The organism is Clostridium akagii DSM 12554 (assembly GCF_000686725.1).
GTDB lineage: Bacteria > Bacillota > Clostridia > Clostridiales > Clostridiaceae > Clostridium_I > Clostridium_I akagii.
This window is the reverse complement of sequence record NZ_KK366007.1, coordinates 217478-235338: the sequence shown is the minus strand read 5'-3', so window position 1 is coordinate 235338 and position 17861 is coordinate 217478. Positions and strand designations below refer to the sequence as shown.

Sequence of the window (17861 nt, the reverse complement as noted above, 5' to 3'; positions counted from 1 at the left end):
TACTCATCCCTGTAAACTATTTTTTTAATATCACAAATACCACAAATATAATTAGTACATGTAATATAATGTTCTATTTTGTTTTTTTGTTTATGTATTTTTATAATAAATCCAATTAAATTATTATAATATCCTTCATTATCTATAAAATAATAATTTATATGTTGACTTATATCAGCGTTAGTGGTACTTTATAGACATGAACAATCATCGAACATTTGTTAACAATTACAAACATACCTGAGGTGATAATATGTTGAAAAAAGAAAGACTCTTGAGTCTACTAGAAATGACCAATAAAGAAGGATTCCTAGCTGTTAGTAAAGCTTCTGAAGCTTTAAAAGTTTCGGAAATGACTGTTCGCCGTGATTTAGCTGAATTAGAAAAAAGCGGTAGATTGATTCGTCTCCACGGCGGAAGTCAAAGTCTTAATCATAATAAAAGAGAAGAATTGTCCCGTAGTGAAAAAATGGATATTCATGTAGAAGAAAAAAATGAAGTTGCACAAATTGTAGCCTCCCTCATTGAAGAAGGTGATACCATATTTCTTGGACCAGGTACAACTATTGAAATGGTTCCGGACTATATTAATTTAGATTTTATAAGAGTTGTAACTAATAGTTTGCCTGTATTTGAGAAATTGCAAGAAAATTGTTCTCAATACGAAATATTGTTAATAGGTGGTAACTATCGTAAACATTCAGGTGCTTTTATTGGTAATATTGCTAATGAGACCCTAGAAAAATTGCGTGTCACTAAAGCTTTTATTAGTGTTAATGGAGTTCTTAACGAAAAAGTATCCAATGCAAACTCCGAGGAAGGTCGTACACAAAGTATAGCTTTAAATCATGCTAATGAAAAATACATTATTGCTGATCATTACAAATTGAATACTGAAGATTTCTATTGTTTCTATAGTCTCAATGATGTAGATGCAATGGTTATTGATAAAGGAATTGACGATGAGATGGTACGCCATTATGAACAATTCACAAAAATTATTACCAATAAAAAAAGGGGTGAATAACATATGTTAAAATTAAGTGTTAATAAATACGAAGCTTTAGAACGTCTATCAAATGAGGATCATCAAATTGCGGCTCTAGCCATTGATCAACGTGGATCACTAAAAAAGATGATTTCTGCTGCTAGTTCAAAACCTGTAAATGATGAGGATATCATTTATTTTAAAAAATTAATATCTAAGGATTTAACTCATTTTTCTTCTTCTATCCTTTTAGATCCAGAATACGGTTTACCTGCTTCTAAGGTGAGAGACGAAAACTCAGGATTATTAATTGCATATGAAAAAACAGGTTATGACACAACACAACCTGGGCACTTACCTGATTTATTACCTGATTGGTCTGTTAGAAGATTAAAAAATGAAGGTGCAGATGCCATCAAATTCATGTTATATTATGACGTTGATGAAGACATGAAAATTAATAATTGGAAACATGCTTTTGTTGAACGTGTTGGTTCAGAATGCAAATCAGAAGACATTCCTTTCTTTCTAGAGCTTGTAACTTACGATAAAAATATTGAAGATGTAAAAGGAAAAGCTTTTGCTAAAGTTAAACCACATAAAGTTATAAATATGATAAAAGAATTTTCAAAGCCACAGTATTTAGTTGATGTACTAAAAGTTGAAGTGCCCGTTAATATGGATTATGTTGAAGGCTTTGCTGCAAAGGGTGAAGAAGTGTATTCAAGAAAGGAAGCCGTAGACTATTTTAAATCACAAAGTGATGCTACCGATTTACCTTTCATTTTTCTAAGTGCAGGAGTTACTGCTAAATTGTTTCAAACAACACTTCAATTAGCTTCTGAGGCCAAATCTGAATTTAATGGTGTATTATGCGGTCGCGCAACTTGGAGAAATAGCATAGAGTGCTATGGTACTGGTGGTGAAAAAGCCACTGTTACTTGGCTTCAATCTCAAGGTAAAAAAAATATGGATGATCTTAATGCCGTTCTTAAAATCACAGCAAAACCTTGGACAAGAAAAGTTTCTAAATTAAATAGTTAATGTTATTTTATAGAAAGTGATGTGGTATATTATGATTTTAGCTGTTACTATGAATCCTTCTGTTGATATTTCATACAGGTTAGATAGCCTAAACATTAACGGAGTCACTCGTGTTGAAAATACAAGTAAAACAGCTGGTGGCAAAGGACTTAATGTAGCTCGTGTGATTAATCTTTTAAATGAAAGTGTTCTGGCAACTGGAGTTTTAGGTGGAACGCTGGGTGAGTTTATTAAATCTGAACTGAATAAAGCCAATATAGATAACGATTTTTTTCAAACTAAACATGAATCTCGAAATTGCATTGCTATTCTTCACGATAATGGCAAACAAACTGAGATATTAGAAAAAGGTCCCTTGTTAAGTAAAAAAGATCAAACTGATTTTCTTAAACATTTTCAAAAATTATTGCCTTCTGTAACTGTGGTTACCATTTCAGGAAGCTTGCCTCGTGGCTTTGATATTGACCTCTATGAAACCATGATTGATATTGCACAAAGTAATGGTATTCCTGTTTTGCTTGATGCATCAGGCGATTCATTAAAAAATAGCTTACTTGGTAACAACAAACCCTACTTAATTAAACCAAATCAAGAAGAAATTCAAGAATTACTCAATGCTACTAACCCTATAACTGATCTTCGCGAACTTAAAGAAAAACTAAAGGATAAATTGTTTAATGGTATCCAGTGGATTGTGGTTTCAATGGGTGCTGATGGTGCTTTTGTTAAACACAAAGAAGTGTTTTATCGTGTCACAATTCCAAAAATTCATGTAGTTAATCCTGTAGGTTCAGGTGACTCAACACTTTCAGGACTAGCAGTTGCAATTGCAAATCATAAAAACGATGATGACTGTCTTAAGACGGCAATGACATCTGGAATATTAAATACTCTTGAAAGTAAAACCGGTTATATTGACTATTCAAAGTTTGATAAATACTTTAGTCAGGTATTAGTTAAACCTTTTCAATAATTTCATCATAAAAAAACAGGCAGTCACCTATTTAAAGGTCGATGGCCTGTTTTATTGATACATATTATCATTGACAATAATATGTCCCAATGTTATTATTTATATGACCAAATGTTATCATTATAGTCATATAAATTAGAGAGGAGGATAACTATGCCACCGATATTTACCTTAGAGAAGCGTGAGGAAATTAATAACTCCATGTTGCAGGCAGGAATTAAACTGATTAAGGAATTCGGTCTGCGAAAGCTTCGTGTTGAGCAAATTACAAAAGAGGCAGGAATCGCCAAAGGAACTTTCTATCATTTTTATGAATCGAAGGAATTGTTTATTAGAGATGTGTTTGTTTATAGCAAGGAGAGCATACTACAATATTTAAATGAAGTGGTAAATCAGAAAGGTGGAATTGACAGAGAAGCTTTCTATAAAATTTTCGTTACTTATCAAAACGAAGATTCCATTGCATATTTCATGACATCAGATGATGAGGCGTGGTTGCTACAGAAAATGCCACAGTATTATGCACCAGATTCCGTCAATGAATCTGAAATTACAAAGCTGTTATTTAGTAAAATGCTTGGATTACGAAAAGATGTCAACCCACAGTTGGTTGCTAATATGATAAAAATCATGGCTCTTTCAATGGAAAACCGGAAATTATTGCATGAAAAAGTATTGCCAGAGACTATCCAGCTGATTGCTGAGAGTTTATGTGACTATATGTTTTTATAAAATTAAATTAAGCAAGTATTAATATAGAAAAGAGGTAAAAATGATTATTAAATTTATTATTGAGACCGTAATCGCTTGTATCCTATTTACTTTATTTACGATTCCATACTTATTTAAAGATCCATTAGCATGGTTTTACGATTATCCAGTGGAGGTTCAGGAACGTATGCGTTCCCTTTTGCAATACGAGGGAAAGATTCCAACAAAAAAACATTCTGATATCAAGAAAAAGCTACCGACATTTGTAATGTGCCTAATACTTTTTGCAGCTATAACTTATTATTCTGGCGCAAGGCCATTTATCAGTGCGTTAATCTATGTTTATCTGCTGTGGATGATTGTGAATTTCTATGATGCACTTGTCTTAGATACAATGTACTTTTGCCATTCTAAGAAGGTCCGTTTTTTGGGAACAGAAGATATGGTAAAGGAATATGAAAATCCAAAAATTCATTGGATTGGTTTTTTTAAAGGTTCAATACTAGGAATTGTATTTGCATTGCTAGTGGGGGGCTTAATTGCAGTGCTTTCTGTAATTACGGCATGATGGTTTTATACAATCTTATTGGCAAAATAATATGGTATCTTGTGCATTTTGTTTACTACAGTAATCATTAAAATGATATGGAAATGAAAAGTACTACTGCTAATACTATTAATAATATGGTATAATTTTCATATTATTGTTATAAGAGGAGGCCATTATGCCAAAAGTTGCACTTTTAGTAATAGACATGCAAAAAAATTGTAAAGAAGATACGCCTTGTAAGGCATCGTTTGAAAAAGCAGTAGAATATATTAATGAGATCAGTCAGTATTTCCGTAAGAAAAAATATCCTGTCATAATAATACAGGATATTGAAGCAGAGGGAGCAGAGACTGAAGGGTTTAAATGTGTGGAAGAATTGGTAGTATCAGACAATGATTTTTTTGTGCAAAAGACCTATAGCAATGCTTTTTGGGAAACACAGCTGGACACTATCCTAAAAAGTGAAGATGTAGACTGTATTGTTATAAGTGGATTTGCAGTAGAGCATTGTGTACTCTTTACTTATAATGGTGGTATTGAAAGGGGTTATAATACTTTCTTGCTGCAAAATGGTATCGCTGGGTTTGATGATGATGAAATTAAACGCATTCATTTGTTAAGATCTGTTGTAAGTTATGAAGCCCTTGAGTATTTTTTGAAAGAAATTTAAATAAATTTCTTATATAATGCAATAATCGCTAAAGCTTGATGCCATTAAAAATATTCTATTATTAATAAGGCCATTTGAATCTATTTTTATAACAATTTAAAATCATTACTCGATTTGAATAAAAACTATGTTAGCAAACACTCTAAAATAAAAAGTATAAGGCTTCCAGTGAACTCACTGGAAGCCTTGCACTTTATGCCTTGGTGCGGATAACAGGACTCGAACCTGCACTGATTTCTCACTAGTACCTGAAACTAGCGCGTCTGCCATTTCGCCATATCCGCATACAAATTCTTCTATAACATTATATCATAAATTCATAATAAATCAAAAGATGCCAGTGAATTTGTTTGCATAAATTCACTGGCACCTTTATTTTATGGGCTTTTCTGCCTTAGCAGAAACTTTTTATTAGCTTTTAATTATTAAATATTTATCAGTTTGTGTAAGTATCATTTACTATCAACTCATTACTAAGCGTTACTCCATTTTGAATAGTTTGTAGATAAACTTTAACATTCTTACCACCTGGTGCAACGTTGCTAGTCAAGCTGTAAGTTTTGCTAAGTAAACTCTTATCTGAATAAATATTAAATGTTTCAACTCCATTAGCTGAACTGGATTCAATATACATCGGAAAACTAAGAGTATTTTTAAATTGATAATCTAAATTTCCATAATCAACTGTAGCGTCAAATCCTAGTGGCACATAGGTCGATGGGATTGTATGATGCATTCTTACTGTGGATTTAACCCCTGCACGTATTACTGAATTATAAAGTGTTGTTGAAACTTGACAAATTCCGCCTCCAAGTCCCATTCCAGTTGTTTTTCCAATGTCCACTGGTGCCGCTTGATATCCTTTTGCTGCTGTTCTTTCACCAACTACACCATTAAAACTAAACGTTTCACCAGGCATTAATAAAAGTCCATTTATTGCACTAGTTGCCAGTTGAATGTTAGTTGCTCTCCCAGGGCTTGATATAGTTCCATACTGAGTACTATAAGTAGATACTAAGGTATTAACGCCTTGAAGTTTTTCCTTTGTCTTACTAGCTTTTAATGTTTCTATATTAGCTTGTACATTAGCATCTTGACCAATTTTCCCATTAATTGTTGCTATTATGTTAGTTTTTAGTTCTACATCCTTTAACTTATACCCATCAACATCGGGGGTAATTACAAAGCCAGCACCACTTTTTGTGATGGCTCCATTTTGAGGTTGCTTGTTTACAGCTACTTTTATATTATTGATAACATCATCTATTGGCTTAGGATTATAAGTAAATGATAATTCCATTGGTTTTACAACTGAATTCTTTATTAATTTATATTTATCAATAATATTTTTATCTTTCCCATAGTCAAATGCCTCTTTAACTACCTTATCAATATCATATTTTGCACCAAGTTGGGTATAATTAATTGTATAAGTTTTATCATTAGCTTTAATATTTATTTTTTTATTACCCACTGGGGTTTGATACTTATCTTCAAGTATTTTTTTAGCTTCTTCTACTGTTTTCCCTGACATGTTCTCTCCATTAATCTTTACAGTAGGATAAATATAACCATCAAAACTTTTTACTTTTGAATATACTTTATATGTAGGAATAGAAATCCCTAGAATAACAATTATTGAACTTATAATTCCCGTGATAATTACATTTTTTTTCTTCATTGATGAACCCCTCTCGTGTCTTTCTATATTATTATACTACATAATTGCCTTTGATAATACTTATAAAATCTTAATAAATATAAAGTTTTTAAAACTTTCTCTATTGTGATAAAATGATTCTAAAGAAACTTAAATAATTGCCCAATAATTAAGACACAGTAACCATTACAGGAGGTATAAAATGTATAATTTAGACAAAGTTAAATATTATCTTAACAACATCCTAACAATTCCTAGCCCAACCGGATTTACCAGTAATTTGATGGATTATATTAAAGAAGAACTACATATATTGGATATATATTACTATACAACAAATAAAGGTAATGTCGTAGCCAAATTCAATGGCGAAAATACAGATATTGTAAGAACATTTTCATCCCATATTGACACTTTAGGTGCTATGGTAAAAGAAATCAAATCAGATGGTAGGCTTGCACTTTCTCCTATTGGGGGTTTTATGATGAATTCCATTGAAGGAGAAAACTGCACTATTGAAACTATAGACTCCAAGACCTACAGTGGAACAATACAAACTATAAAACCTTCTGTACACATTCATAGTGACGCAAAAGATTTAAAAAGATCTCCTGAAAACATGGAAGTTGTCATTGATGAAAGAGTTACCTCAAAAGAGGATGTTGCTAAACTTGGTATAGATGTCGGGGACTTCATAACCTTTGACCCAAGGGCTGTATTTACTCCAAGTGGTTATATAAAAAGTAGGCATCTTGATGATAAAGCCAGTACTGCGATACTCCTGTATACTTTAAAATATATTAAAGAAAACAATATAAAATTGCCTTATACCACAAACTTTTTATTTAGTACTTATGAAGAAGTTGGCCACGGTGCTTCTTCTATCCCCGCAGATACCACAGAATTTATTGCTGTTGATATGGGTGCTCCTGGTACTGGACAAAATTCTTCTGAATATAGTGTTTGTATATGTGCAAAAGATTCCTCTGGTCCTTACGATTTAAATTTCAGAAAAAAGCTAATTGAAATATGTAAAAGAGAAAATATTTCCTATAAAGTTGATATTTACCCAAATTATAGTTCTGATGCTTCTGCAGCTTTAAAATCTGGTTATGACATAAAAACAGCTTTAATCGGAACGGGTGTTTTTGCATCCCATGGTTATGAAAGAACACATATTGATGGTATCATGGCAACCTTAGACTTAATAATAAAATATTGTACTGAAGAATAGTTCAAGATATAAACAGAACACTGGAGGCTTCCATAATGTCAACTTTTTCACAAAAACCTCACTCTAACTTAATTTATAATTTTGAAATATTATTAGGATCTTTTGTAACTGCTATAGGTTTTAATGCTTTTCTTAATCCAAATGATATTGCATCTGGTGGAGTGGCTGGTATCTCTGTTATCATTAAACATTTATTAAATATTGAGCCTGCAATAACTCAATGGGCTCTTAATATTCCATTATTTTTCCTTGGTCTATTTGTACTAGGTAAACTTTATGGACTGAGGACAGTTGTTGGTTCTTTCTTTTTACCTCTATTTATTTACTTTACAAAAAATGTCCCCCCTCTAACCACAAATCCACTTCTTGCATCTATATACGGTGGGCTAGTGGTTGGTATAGGGCTTGGTCTTGTATTTAAAGGTAATGCTTCAACTGGAGGTTTATCAATAATTGCTAGCATAATAAATAAATACACAGGTTTTAGTATGGGGAAATGCCAAATGCTTACTGACGCTTTTGTAGTAATTTCCGCATCTTTAGTTTTTACCCCTGATAAAGTATTGTATGCACTAATATCAATTTTTGTAACTAGCAAAGCTATTGATTTAGTACAACTTGGTTTTACAAGTTCCAAAGTTGCTTTTGTAGTTTCAGATAAATCTGATGACATTAGTAAGATAATTTTACGAAATTTAGACCGTGGACTTACTAAATTATCGGGGCAAGGCGGCTACACAGAAGAAAAACGAACTGTTCTAATGGTAGTCATGGAACAGTCAGAAATCACAAGATTTAAAAATTTAGTTGAGACAATTGATCCTACTGCATTTATAATTATTAGTAATACCCATGAAGTACTTGGAAAAGGCTTTAATTTACATAAACAAATTTAGAAAAGCTGTGGCAATGGTTATTTAATTTGCCGCAGCTTTTTTATTCTAAATTTAATAAGTATTTCCAATAATTCATACTCACAGAGTGTGAGTTCTATTTAACTACCACCTACGATAATCACTAAAAATGAATACATATATCAATTGTAATCATTTTACATGATGTTACTTCTATTGTAAACTATATTTAGATTTAAAAATAAAAGGAGGCATTTGAAAATATGGTTAATCAAGTAAATCAAAAAATTGCTGAAGACTTCCTATTTGCATATAAAGCTCACGACTGGGAAGGTATTAAAAGTCTTTTGCACGCTGATATCAAATGGACACTTCCTGGTGATGGAATGATTTCGGGAACTGCTGAGGGAATGGATGCTGTTATCGAACGCACTAAAAATATTATTGGAGGCGGAGTACAAACAAAGCTCCACCACATTCTTGTGGGACAAAATGGACTTACTCTATCGCTAAATAATACTGCGACATCAGCAGATGGACGCATTTTAGATGAAGAATTGGCAACTGTATTGACCGTTGCCAATGGACTTATTATAAAAATCGATACCTATCTTTCCAATGTTCCTATGATGGAAAAATATTTTTCTAAGTAAAAAAAAGATTTGTTCATTAAATTGAACAAATCTTTTTTTTATTGTAACTTATTTAAATAAATCCACCATTGACACGAATTGTTTGACCAGTTATCCATTTTGATTTATCGCTTACTAAAAATTCAATGACATTCGCGATATCTTCAGGTTCCCCAAGTCGGCCAAAAGCATTCATCTTTTTCATGCCTTCAATTTGTTGCTCAGTTTTTCCTATATTAAAAAGCTCGGTGTTAACAGGTCCAGGTGCTACTGCATTAATTGTAATTCCTTTGGAGCCAAATTCCTTTGCAAGTTGACGGGTGAATTGTTCAACTGCACCTTTTGTACCGGCATATACGCTGTACGCCGGAAACATTTGCCCTGTTACTGACGTAGAGATGTTCACTATTCTTCCACTGTTTTCCATGTGTAGCATAGCTTGCTGACAAGCAAAGAAAGTGCCTTTAACATTCACTGAAAATTGTTTGTCAAAATCGACTTCCCTTATATCTGCAAGAGGTTTGTTGATCATTAACCCTGCATTATTAATCAGAACATCGACTTTACCAAATTTATCAATTGTTTTTGTAAATAAATCTTCAACATCACCTAATTTACTTATATCAGCTTGAAGAGCTATGGCTTTACCACCTTTTTGAATGATACCTTCCATCACTTCTTCTGCTTTTTCGGGATTACTGGAATAATTAATCACCACTTTAGCACCCAAATCAGCTAGTTGTTCAGCAATTATGCGTCCAATTCCTCTGGAAGATCCTGTTATTATAGCTACTTTCCCTTCTAAAATTTTCATTTTTATTTTCCTTCTTTCTTTTTTATTTTAAACCTTTTTCAATTAAGTCCCATACATCTAAAAACTCGTTATAAATCGTTGGACTTTTCCATTCATATGCATGAGACGGGTGATGGAATCGTATCGTAGCATAAAAAATAGCATGTGCTAATCTAGATGATTCCTCAGTTTTTTTACCACCACGGGTAATTATTTGGCTCATTTGATCTGTAATATGATTAATGTGTTTATAAATTAAATCGGCAGCTTCTTCTGTTACTTTTGCATACATTTTAAACATTTCTTCATCTTCACGAGCAAAGTGATGTTTTAACTCTATTAGTGTCTGTATATATGCTTGCAAATGCTTAGGTCCATTCATTGAAGTATCATTACAAACATCTGTCAATGGATTAATGATTTTTTCATCAAGCCACTTTTCTGTAACCCCTTCAAGAAGCTCGCTCTTGCTTTTAAAGTGTCGATAAATTGTTCCGTGACTTACATTCAATATATGAGCAACATCCGTTACAGAGGTTTTTGCTACCCCAAAACGTCTGAGCGCCTCTTCTGTTGCTACAAGTATCTGCTCTTTTGTTAATATTTCTGAAAATTTTCCCATAACGTATGTTTCATCTCCTTGAAACTATAATAACACAACAAATATGGAATGACAAGTATTGTTTTTTGTCATTCCATATTTGTTTCAATGTTTTTCTACCAGAAAAAAATAACATTAGATGAAAAAATATTTATATTTTCATCTAATGTTTTTCTTCTGCCATTTATGTTTGCCACAACTTCTTTATTCTAAAGAATATACTCTACTTTTTTAACTCCTATTTTTTGTACTTTTCCTGCAAGCTCTTTCACATATTCCTTGGATGGAATATGTTTCTCCATCAGTTGTTTTTGCTTTTGGCTTAAACCACTACTATGGACTCTTATTAGTTTATATATAACTTCCGGGTAATCTTTTAAAATATTAGACACAACATTAATGGTATTTTCTATGTCCATGTATTCTTCTATAATAACTGTTCTAACCTCATAAACTTTATCTAACTTCAAAAGATATTTAAGATTTTCCAAGTTATTTTCTAAGCTACTTCTGCACAAAGTTTTTATTTGACTAACTGCCTTAATATCCACCATAAATTTGTCTGTCACCTGAATAAGATTTGATAAATGATTTTTATTAAAAAATCCATTTGTATCCACAAAACTTGTTAATCCAAGTGTTTTTACCTTTTTAAACAATTCAGTTATAAAATCCGCCCTCAAAGTTGCTTCCCCGCCGGAAACGGTAATACCACTTATAAAAAGCTTGTATTCCTGAATTATCTCAAAAAGTTCTTCAACTGTATATTCTTTTGTTCTTGGAGATGAACTATTAGGACAAATTTTTATACAAGTATCACACTCTATACATTTTTTTTCATCATAATTCACCTTTCCATTAATAAAAGTTATAGCACCTACAGGACACTTTTTTACACATATAAGGCAAGTTGTACACATATTAATTGTCTCGTGATTATGACAATAAATACAATTTGCATTACAACCTTGAAAAAATATAGCTACCCTATTCCCTGGTCCATCTACATTGGAAAAAGGTATTATCTTATTGATAACTGCTTTATTTTCCATCTTTTCTAACTCTTCTCTCAAATACGTGAGCATTACTATTGGTACCAAACCCCATCAATTCAGTATCTCTAAGTACAGGTTCCCCATTTCCTACTTGCATAACTTCACTCTTTTTAACAAGATAACCTGTCACTCTCACTAAATCAGTATTATGAAGATATGTGGTAATATATCTAGCTCCTGAAGCAAAGCTACCTTGGATAATATCCAGTACTGCATCCACATGATCTAAATAAGTTTGATCTAATGCAAACAAATCCCCTGTACCTGATGTGAAATATTCATGAAAAGGTGCTGCCTGTTTAATATGAATAGGTAGAATTGGTTCATCCCCTACAGTTATTCTATGTGCAGGTGTATTATCCTTATCCTCTTCACTGAGATTAGCTCCAACTTGTGCATGTAAAAGATATCTATTATTAGTTCTTTCACAATACACTGCTTCATGTTTACTGGCTATACAATCAACTACCTTTAAAATACTGTGACCAATTTCATCACCTCTTTTTGAAGTTCCGAATTTTTCCTCCGATCCTTCAAGTTTCAGAATGTAATTCACTGCATCTGCAAGACCAACCACCCCAAACATTGCAGAAAAATTTTCTCTACTAATAAAACCTTCCTTAACAAGGAAAGAAGTTTCGAAAAAGTTTGACTTTTCAACAATAAAACTAACTCTTTTATCCATCATAGTTGCCATGGCATTTGTTACCTTAGGAAGTCTATGATTTAAAAGTTCATCTAAAGATTTTACTCCTTTAACAATAGTTCCAAGCCTAAGCCTTGGAAGTGTATATGCTCCACCACCGTATGGAAGTGCATTATAACAGCTTACTATTCTATGATCTCCCATTTCATTTTCGTATTTTTTATTATTACTAAACGATGGTTTTGACACTCTAAGACAAGCTTCTGCTGCCATTAATGCAAAATCTCTTGGTGTTATATCCTTATCGTACCTTATTGTCATATTAGGTGTTGGATTTTCTAGTTCCACTATTGCTTTTAATATTAACTCACCTGCTCTGGTTTTTTCAGGTCCTATATCTGCATGGCAGAAAGAATCTACTATAGTTTTATCTATATGATTTAAAAATCTTTTTATTTTTATATAATCCGTTTTTTCATCACTTATAAATGGTTCCATAAGCTTGTCTAAATCTCCTATAAAAACTGGAAAAGAAGTTATAGATGGAACATGGCTGTATAAAATAAGCAAACTATCAAGAAGCTCATCTAAATCTGTTGGTGGATCGAGCTTTAGAAATTTACAACCTTTTGATAAAAGCACGTAATAATCCGGCACAATATATCTTGGCCTGTAAGGCACATAACCCTCATTCAAATCACATATCATATCATTTTCAATATACATCATTTCCTCGTCTGTGTATCCTAATACTTCTCTCGGATCTACAAGTCTCTCTGCCACATTTGCCATGTTAAATAGTTTTTGCTGGTAGGTACTGCTTTTACTTGTTGCTACATCAAGAATATCCTTCATAACTGATCTCATTTAAGCACTCCTTCTATAATTAATTAACCTGCTATATCTCACTACAATAGCAGTACACTTCTTCCAATAACTTATGATAATATTATAAACATTTTCCTACTTAAAGTCTAATAATGTTTCTGACTGTAATGTTAAAAACTGATATAATATATACATATCACCTATGGCAATAATAAGTATGGTTGTCCATAGCTGAATATTTTAGGAGTGTGATTTTATTTATGAATTCTAAAAAACTTAAAAATTTATCTTATATTGTCCCTGTGATAATATTAATTATAATATTATCTTTATACAGTTTATTAAGTTTTTATATTGGTAAACAAAATTTTTTTGCTTTTTCTTATATATATCCTCATATTAATAGATTAATATATTGGTCAATATTCTGGATAATGACTTTTTCATATATAATAGGGTTTTTGTTTAAAAAGCTTTGTAAAGATAAACTTTCAAAATTGTTTGTAAATATAGGTTTTTTTTGGTTTGGATTATTTTATTATTTTTTATTGGTATTTTCTTTAATTAACATTTCAAGATTAATAATTATAAATTTTCATTTGCTTAGTAAAACCTCAATTTTTTATAAAATTCTTGTTGATTATAATAGCTTCTCAATATTAATTATAGTAGCTATTATTAATATTTATGGTACATATGTTGGAAGACATCGTATTGTTACAAAATATAATATAACTATAGATAAAAAATGCACTAATCTTGCAAAACTTAATATTGTTTTTATTTCAGATGTGCATCTTGGCACAGGGTTTGGTAAAAAATCTTTAGAGAAAATGGTTTTAAATATAAATAATTTAAAACCAGATATTATATTCATTTGTGGAGATTTGATAGATGAAAATACTCCTGAGAATTTAAAAGATATAATAGCTCCAGTGCTTAAAAATTTAAGTTCACTATATGGAACCTATGCTGTACTTGGCAACCATGAATATGGCGCTGGAAATCTAGAAGGAACTATAAATATCTTCAAAAAAGCCAATGTTACCTTGCTAAGAGATTCTTTTGCAAAGATAGCTAATAGTTTTTATGTGGTAGGGCGGGATGATTTAAGTGTAAAAAGAAAATCTAAAGGAAGGGACAATATTACTGAAATTTTAAATGGAGCAGATAAAAATATGCCCATAATAGTTCTAGATCATCAGCCGGTAAGGCTTGACCCCTTAGAAAAAGAACAAATTGACCTTCAACTATCCGGGCATACTCATCATGGACAATTTTTTCCTAATAATCTGATTACCAAAACAATTTATGATAATTCCTATGGTTACTTAAAAGATAAAAATTATCAGCTTCTCGTATCTTCTGGATATGGTACCTGGGGACCATTAATAAGACTTGGAACTAAAAGTGAAATTGTGGAAGTACAAGTTGATTTTTTTAGCAGTTAGATGCTTATCCAATGGATACCATCCGTATTATGGTATAACGGCTGACACGTCCCCGGATAACGATTTTTAAGTTTCGTGTGGAGAAAAAATCTCCATACGAAACTAAGAAATTTGTTTATAATAAGCGCAATACTCACTAATAGGGCAGATCCCACACTCTGGCTTTCTTGACTTGCATATTTTTCTTCCGTGCCATATTAAAAAATGATGAGCTCTACTCCACATATCTTTAGGAATAGCCTTCATAAGTTCCATTTCCACCTTTAAAGGATTATCTCCAGACGCAAGTCCAATCCTCTTTGATACTCTAAATACGTGTGTATCAACTGCTATCGCTGGTATATTAAACGCATTTGACATAACTACATTTGCAGTTTTTCTACCTACCCCTGGAAGCATTATGAGTTCTTCCATAGTGTCTGGTACAACTCCACTGTATTCCATCAGGAGTTTTCTGGATGTTGCCAAAATATTTTTAGCCTTATTTCTGTAAAAACCACAAGAATGTATTTTTTCTTGAAGCTCAACATCGCTTAATTCCACCATGGTTTCAGGAGTATTATATTTCTTAAATAATTTTTCTGTAACCAAATTTACTCTAACATCTGTACATTGTGCAGATAAAATTGTTGCAATAAGAAGTTCATATGCTGATTTAAAATTTAATGCACATTCAGCATCACTATAAACCTTACTTAAAATATCTAATGTGCTCTTTATATCTTTTTTTTTCAATTTATCACCAAGCCTTATTTATTGTATACTCCTCTATACTCCTCTGGTAAAAGTTCAGCAATTTTTTTCATTGCTTCTTCTGTTGCTCTTTCCTCATAAACCTTTCTGTCTTCATCCTCGTTTTTTACAGCTATTTCAAAAGGCTTACCTATATTTACATAAACATCTGCATGATGAAAAGTCTCACTACCCATTTCCCCATCCTCACTAATTGGAAGAAGTTTTTCCGTACCATGCATACCTATAGGTACAATCTTTGCCTTGCTCATCCTCGCAAATAAACTTATACCTGGCTTTGCCTTAATTAACGTTTTTTGCCTACTCCTAGTTCCTTCTGGGAACATCAATACACTTTCTCCACTTTTAAGTAGCTTTACAATCTTTGCCATTCCTGACTTATCTGCTGAGTTAGGTATTAAAGGAGTCACCTTTACCACTACCATGCCTAAATACGTTACTGGGTTTTCATTTAATTTAACCCCAGCTACAAAGGTTGGGTCCCATTTTTTTAAAACCCTCCATAAAACAATGGCGTCAGAATTACTTAAATGATTACATATAAAAATTACTGCTCCATCTTTATCTGCCAAATTTTCTTCACCAGTAACATGTATTTTTGCATATTTATTATTTAAATGATTTAGAAACCATGTAGAAAAAGCTCTAACAACCCCCTGTGGGCAGGATTCTATTATCTTTACAAATCTTGGTGAAATTATCACCTAAATCACGTCCTTCAAGAATATAATGTTTAAAAATACCATATACTATCCTATTATAATTTATTGTATTTTAAAAGTCTATGGTAATACTCCTCTACATAGGTGGAATTTGTGCGAAAATTGTCCATGCTTATAATTTCTTTATTAGTTAATAAGTTAATTATTGCATTCCTTTGAATGATATTTTTACCTCTCCAGCCAGATGAGGTTAAAGCATACTTAGCTTTAAATATCAAATTATCTATGTTAGCTAGCTCATTTATATTAATCTTATCCATAAATTCAAATGGCCGTAGCTCCTCTAAATTTGAGTAATCTATAATTCGGTTAAATGGGCATACATCCTGGCAAGTGTCACAACCAAATAATCTTCCTTTAAACTTATGAAAATACTCCTCATCAATATGCTTTTTTTGTGTTATATATGATAAACAAACATTGGGATCACATTTCTTTTCTGAAATTGACTTCGTCGGACATGCATTCAAACATTTTTCACATTTACCACATTTACCAGTTACTAATTCATCAGGTTTAATATCTAAATCCATTATAATTTCTCCAAGAAAAGTATATGAACCATACCTTTTGTTAATAATCATATTATTTTTACCTACAAACCCTACTCCACTCTTTAATGCAATATATCTTTCAGGTAGAGCATTACTATCAACAAAATATATTGCTTTTCCACCTAAACCTTCTTCTATGAAATTGCACACTTTACTCAAATATTCTGACACAACTTTATGATAGTCACGCCCTCTTGTATATAGCGAAAAATATAACTCTTCCTTTACTTTCTTATTAAACAAATAAGGAAAGGCAATAGACATAATCGTCTTGCCTTCCTCCATATAAAGTTTTGGATTTATTCTTTTATAAATATTCTCCTCCTCAAACTCATTTTCAAGATTTAATTCTTTTCTCTTTTTAAAAAATGTCTGTGATTCATCAAATATCTGGCATTTACAAAAACCAACTTCAGAAAGTCCTAATTCATTGCAGAAATCTATAATCTCTGATTTCTTACTCATCTTAAAAAATCTACCATATCTATCACATTTTTATCTTGTTTTTTTTCTACTATCCTTGCTGGTATTCCAACTGCAGTAGTTCCACTAGGTACGTCAGATAAAACAACTGCATTTGCTCCAACCTTTGCATTGTCTCCAATTTTCACAGGTCCAAGTATTTTAGCTCCACTGCCAATTAAAACGTTATTACCAACTGTAGGATGCCTTTTTTTACCTTTTTCCTTGCCTCTACCGCCTAATGTTACCCCATGATATATTGTTACATTGTTTCCAACTTCAGCTGTTTCTCCAATTACAACTCCCATACCATGATCAATGAATAACCCATTACCTATAGTAGCACCGGGATGAATTTCTATACCAGTAAAAAATCTTCCAACCTGAGAAATAAGCCTTGCCATAAAAAACATTTTTGCCTTATAAAAAGGATGAGCCATTCTATGCCAAAGAATAGCATGAACACTTGGATATAATAAAAAAACCTCAAACCTATTTCTAGCAGCAGGGTCGTTTTCAATTATTCTATCTAAATCATATATTAAATTTTTAAACACTAACCTCACCTCATAAATTTCTCAATATTTGTAAAGTACAAAAAATAAAAAAATCCCCGTCTCTATAGAGACGAAGTCACTTAAGCCCAGCATCCACTCTAATATAATCAAAGCTACAAACAC

19 protein-coding genes and 1 tRNA gene are annotated in these 17861 nt (G+C 31.9%); 10 read left to right on the top strand and 10 right to left on the bottom strand.

What is annotated here, in order from left to right; translation table 11 throughout:
* The first annotated feature begins 253 nt into the window (after positions 1–253).
* The 6 genes from BR66_RS0116640 to BR66_RS0116615 all read left to right on the top strand — a co-directional run bounded on the left by BR66_RS0116640 (position 254) and on the right by BR66_RS0116615 (position 4936).
* The gene (locus BR66_RS0116640; RefSeq protein ID WP_026883905.1) at positions 254–1027 is read left to right on the top strand and encodes a DeoR/GlpR family DNA-binding transcription regulator; all 774 of its coding nucleotides are present in this window, start codon (positions 254–256) and stop codon (positions 1025–1027) included.
* A gap of 3 nt (positions 1028–1030) precedes the next feature.
* Positions 1031–2032: a tagatose-bisphosphate aldolase gene (gene lacD / locus BR66_RS0116635; protein ID WP_026883904.1), complete on the top strand. Its 1002-nt coding sequence runs from the start codon at positions 1031–1033 to the stop codon at positions 2030–2032.
* Positions 2033–2063: 31 nt separating this feature from the next.
* Positions 2064–3005, top strand: a complete 942-nt coding sequence (gene lacC, locus BR66_RS0116630) for a tagatose-6-phosphate kinase (RefSeq protein WP_026883903.1) — start codon at positions 2064–2066, stop codon at positions 3003–3005.
* Positions 3006–3158: 153 nt separating this feature from the next.
* Positions 3159–3737 carry a TetR/AcrR family transcriptional regulator gene (locus BR66_RS0116625; RefSeq protein ID WP_026883902.1) on the top strand — a complete coding sequence of 193 codons (579 nt, stop codon included), beginning with the start codon at positions 3159–3161 and terminating at the stop codon, positions 3735–3737.
* Positions 3738–3903: 166 nt separating this feature from the next.
* Positions 3904–4284: a hypothetical protein gene (locus tag BR66_RS26490; RefSeq protein ID WP_242841175.1), complete on the top strand. Its 381-nt coding sequence runs from the start codon at positions 3904–3906 to the stop codon at positions 4282–4284.
* Between the two features lie 157 nt (positions 4285–4441).
* A complete protein-coding gene (locus BR66_RS0116615) occupies positions 4442–4936 on the top strand; it encodes a cysteine hydrolase family protein (RefSeq protein WP_035796480.1) in 495 nt (164 codons plus the stop codon).
* Between the two features lie 201 nt (positions 4937–5137).
* Here the strand turns inward: BR66_RS0116615 and BR66_RS0116610 are convergent.
* Both BR66_RS0116610 and BR66_RS0116605 read right to left on the bottom strand, forming a co-directional pair.
* Positions 5138–5220, bottom strand: a tRNA-Leu gene (locus tag BR66_RS0116610).
* Between the two features lie 152 nt (positions 5221–5372).
* On the bottom strand, positions 5373–6617 hold the full coding sequence (locus BR66_RS0116605) for a VanW family protein (protein ID WP_026883899.1): 1245 nt from the start codon (positions 6615–6617) through the stop codon (positions 5373–5375).
* Between the two features lie 181 nt (positions 6618–6798).
* On the opposite strand from BR66_RS0116605, the gene BR66_RS0116600 reads away from it, so the two are divergent.
* The 3 genes from BR66_RS0116600 to BR66_RS0116590 all read left to right on the top strand — a co-directional run bounded on the left by BR66_RS0116600 (position 6799) and on the right by BR66_RS0116590 (position 9337).
* Complete coding sequence (locus BR66_RS0116600; protein ID WP_026883898.1) at positions 6799–7830, top strand: M42 family metallopeptidase; 1032 nt, start codon at positions 6799–6801, stop codon at positions 7828–7830.
* A 35-nt stretch (positions 7831–7865) separates the two neighbouring features.
* On the top strand, positions 7866–8726 hold the full coding sequence (locus BR66_RS0116595; RefSeq protein ID WP_026883897.1) for a YitT family protein: 861 nt from the start codon (positions 7866–7868) through the stop codon (positions 8724–8726).
* A gap of 221 nt (positions 8727–8947) precedes the next feature.
* Positions 8948–9337, top strand: coding sequence for a nuclear transport factor 2 family protein (locus tag BR66_RS0116590; protein WP_026883896.1), 390 nt, complete (start codon positions 8948–8950; stop codon positions 9335–9337).
* Between the two features lie 52 nt (positions 9338–9389).
* Here BR66_RS0116590 and BR66_RS0116585 read toward each other — a convergent pair whose 3' ends face one another.
* From BR66_RS0116585 to BR66_RS0116570, 4 genes are all read right to left on the bottom strand, one after another.
* Positions 9390–10130: an SDR family oxidoreductase gene (locus tag BR66_RS0116585; protein WP_026883895.1), complete on the bottom strand. Its 741-nt coding sequence runs from the start codon at positions 10128–10130 to the stop codon at positions 9390–9392.
* A 22-nt stretch (positions 10131–10152) separates the two neighbouring features.
* Entirely contained in the window at positions 10153–10731 is a 579-nt protein-coding gene (locus BR66_RS0116580; RefSeq protein ID WP_026883894.1) for a TetR/AcrR family transcriptional regulator, read from the bottom strand.
* A 188-nt stretch (positions 10732–10919) separates the two neighbouring features.
* Complete coding sequence (locus BR66_RS0116575) at positions 10920–11762, bottom strand: YjjW family glycine radical enzyme activase (protein WP_026883893.1); 843 nt, start codon at positions 11760–11762, stop codon at positions 10920–10922.
* Entirely contained in the window at positions 11752–13278 is a 1527-nt protein-coding gene (locus tag BR66_RS0116570; protein WP_026883892.1) for a YjjI family glycine radical enzyme, read from the bottom strand. The genes BR66_RS0116575 and BR66_RS0116570 overlap by 11 nt, the downstream gene beginning before the upstream one ends.
* Positions 13279–13499: 221 nt before the next feature.
* Here BR66_RS0116570 and BR66_RS0116565 point away from each other — a divergent pair, with 221 nt between their 5' ends.
* A complete protein-coding gene (locus BR66_RS0116565) occupies positions 13500–14690 on the top strand; it encodes a metallophosphoesterase (RefSeq protein ID WP_051624278.1) in 1191 nt (396 codons plus the stop codon).
* 102 nt (positions 14691–14792) lie between these two features.
* On the opposite strand, the gene nth is transcribed toward BR66_RS0116565, so the two are convergent.
* The 4 genes from nth to epsC are packed head-to-tail and all read right to left on the bottom strand — an operon-like array spanning position 14793 to position 17747.
* Complete coding sequence (nth, locus tag BR66_RS0116560; protein ID WP_026883890.1) at positions 14793–15425, bottom strand: endonuclease III; 633 nt, start codon at positions 15423–15425, stop codon at positions 14793–14795.
* A 14-nt stretch (positions 15426–15439) separates the two neighbouring features.
* Positions 15440–16144, bottom strand: coding sequence for a lysophospholipid acyltransferase family protein (locus tag BR66_RS0116555; RefSeq protein WP_026883889.1), 705 nt, complete (start codon positions 16142–16144; stop codon positions 15440–15442).
* Positions 16145–16200: 56 nt separating this feature from the next.
* Complete coding sequence (gene queG, locus BR66_RS0116550; protein ID WP_026883888.1) at positions 16201–17184, bottom strand: tRNA epoxyqueuosine(34) reductase QueG; 984 nt, start codon at positions 17182–17184, stop codon at positions 16201–16203.
* Positions 17181–17747 carry a serine O-acetyltransferase EpsC gene (epsC, locus tag BR66_RS0116545; RefSeq protein WP_026883887.1) on the bottom strand — a complete coding sequence of 189 codons (567 nt, stop codon included), beginning with the start codon at positions 17745–17747 and terminating at the stop codon, positions 17181–17183. The genes queG and epsC overlap by 4 nt, the downstream gene beginning before the upstream one ends.
* Positions 17748–17861 lie beyond the last annotated feature (114 nt).

Excerpts from the sequence above, each read along its gene's own strand:
- BR66_RS26490 (WP_242841175.1), top strand. The coding sequence starts at position 3,904 with ATGCGTTCCCTTTTGCAATACGAGGGAAAGATTCCAACAAAAAAACAT.
- BR66_RS0116590 (WP_026883896.1), top strand. The coding sequence starts at position 8,948 with ATGGTTAATCAAGTAAATCAAAAAATTGCTGAAGACTTCCTATTTGCA.
- BR66_RS0116575 (WP_026883893.1), bottom strand. The coding sequence starts at position 11,762 with ATGGAAAATAAAGCAGTTATCAATAAGATAATACCTTTTTCCAATGTA.
- lacC (WP_026883903.1), top strand. The coding sequence starts at position 2,064 with ATGATTTTAGCTGTTACTATGAATCCTTCTGTTGATATTTCATACAGG.
- BR66_RS0116625 (WP_026883902.1), top strand. The coding sequence starts at position 3,159 with ATGCCACCGATATTTACCTTAGAGAAGCGTGAGGAAATTAATAACTCC.
- lacD (WP_026883904.1), top strand. The coding sequence starts at position 1,031 with ATGTTAAAATTAAGTGTTAATAAATACGAAGCTTTAGAACGTCTATCA.
- BR66_RS0116580 (WP_026883894.1), bottom strand. The coding sequence starts at position 10,731 with ATGGGAAAATTTTCAGAAATATTAACAAAAGAGCAGATACTTGTAGCA.
- BR66_RS0116600 (WP_026883898.1), top strand. The coding sequence starts at position 6,799 with ATGTATAATTTAGACAAAGTTAAATATTATCTTAACAACATCCTAACA.
- BR66_RS0116640 (WP_026883905.1), top strand. The coding sequence starts at position 254 with ATGTTGAAAAAAGAAAGACTCTTGAGTCTACTAGAAATGACCAATAAA.
- BR66_RS0116605 (WP_026883899.1), bottom strand. The coding sequence starts at position 6,617 with ATGAAGAAAAAAAATGTAATTATCACGGGAATTATAAGTTCAATAATT.
- BR66_RS0116595 (WP_026883897.1), top strand. The coding sequence starts at position 7,866 with ATGTCAACTTTTTCACAAAAACCTCACTCTAACTTAATTTATAATTTT.
- BR66_RS0116565 (WP_051624278.1), top strand. The coding sequence starts at position 13,500 with ATGAATTCTAAAAAACTTAAAAATTTATCTTATATTGTCCCTGTGATA.
- BR66_RS0116585 (WP_026883895.1), bottom strand. The coding sequence starts at position 10,130 with ATGAAAATTTTAGAAGGGAAAGTAGCTATAATAACAGGATCTTCCAGA.
- BR66_RS0116615 (WP_035796480.1), top strand. The coding sequence starts at position 4,442 with ATGCCAAAAGTTGCACTTTTAGTAATAGACATGCAAAAAAATTGTAAA.
- queG (WP_026883888.1), bottom strand. The coding sequence starts at position 17,184 with ATGAGTAAGAAATCAGAGATTATAGATTTCTGCAATGAATTAGGACTT.
- BR66_RS0116570 (WP_026883892.1), bottom strand. The coding sequence starts at position 13,278 with ATGAGATCAGTTATGAAGGATATTCTTGATGTAGCAACAAGTAAAAGC.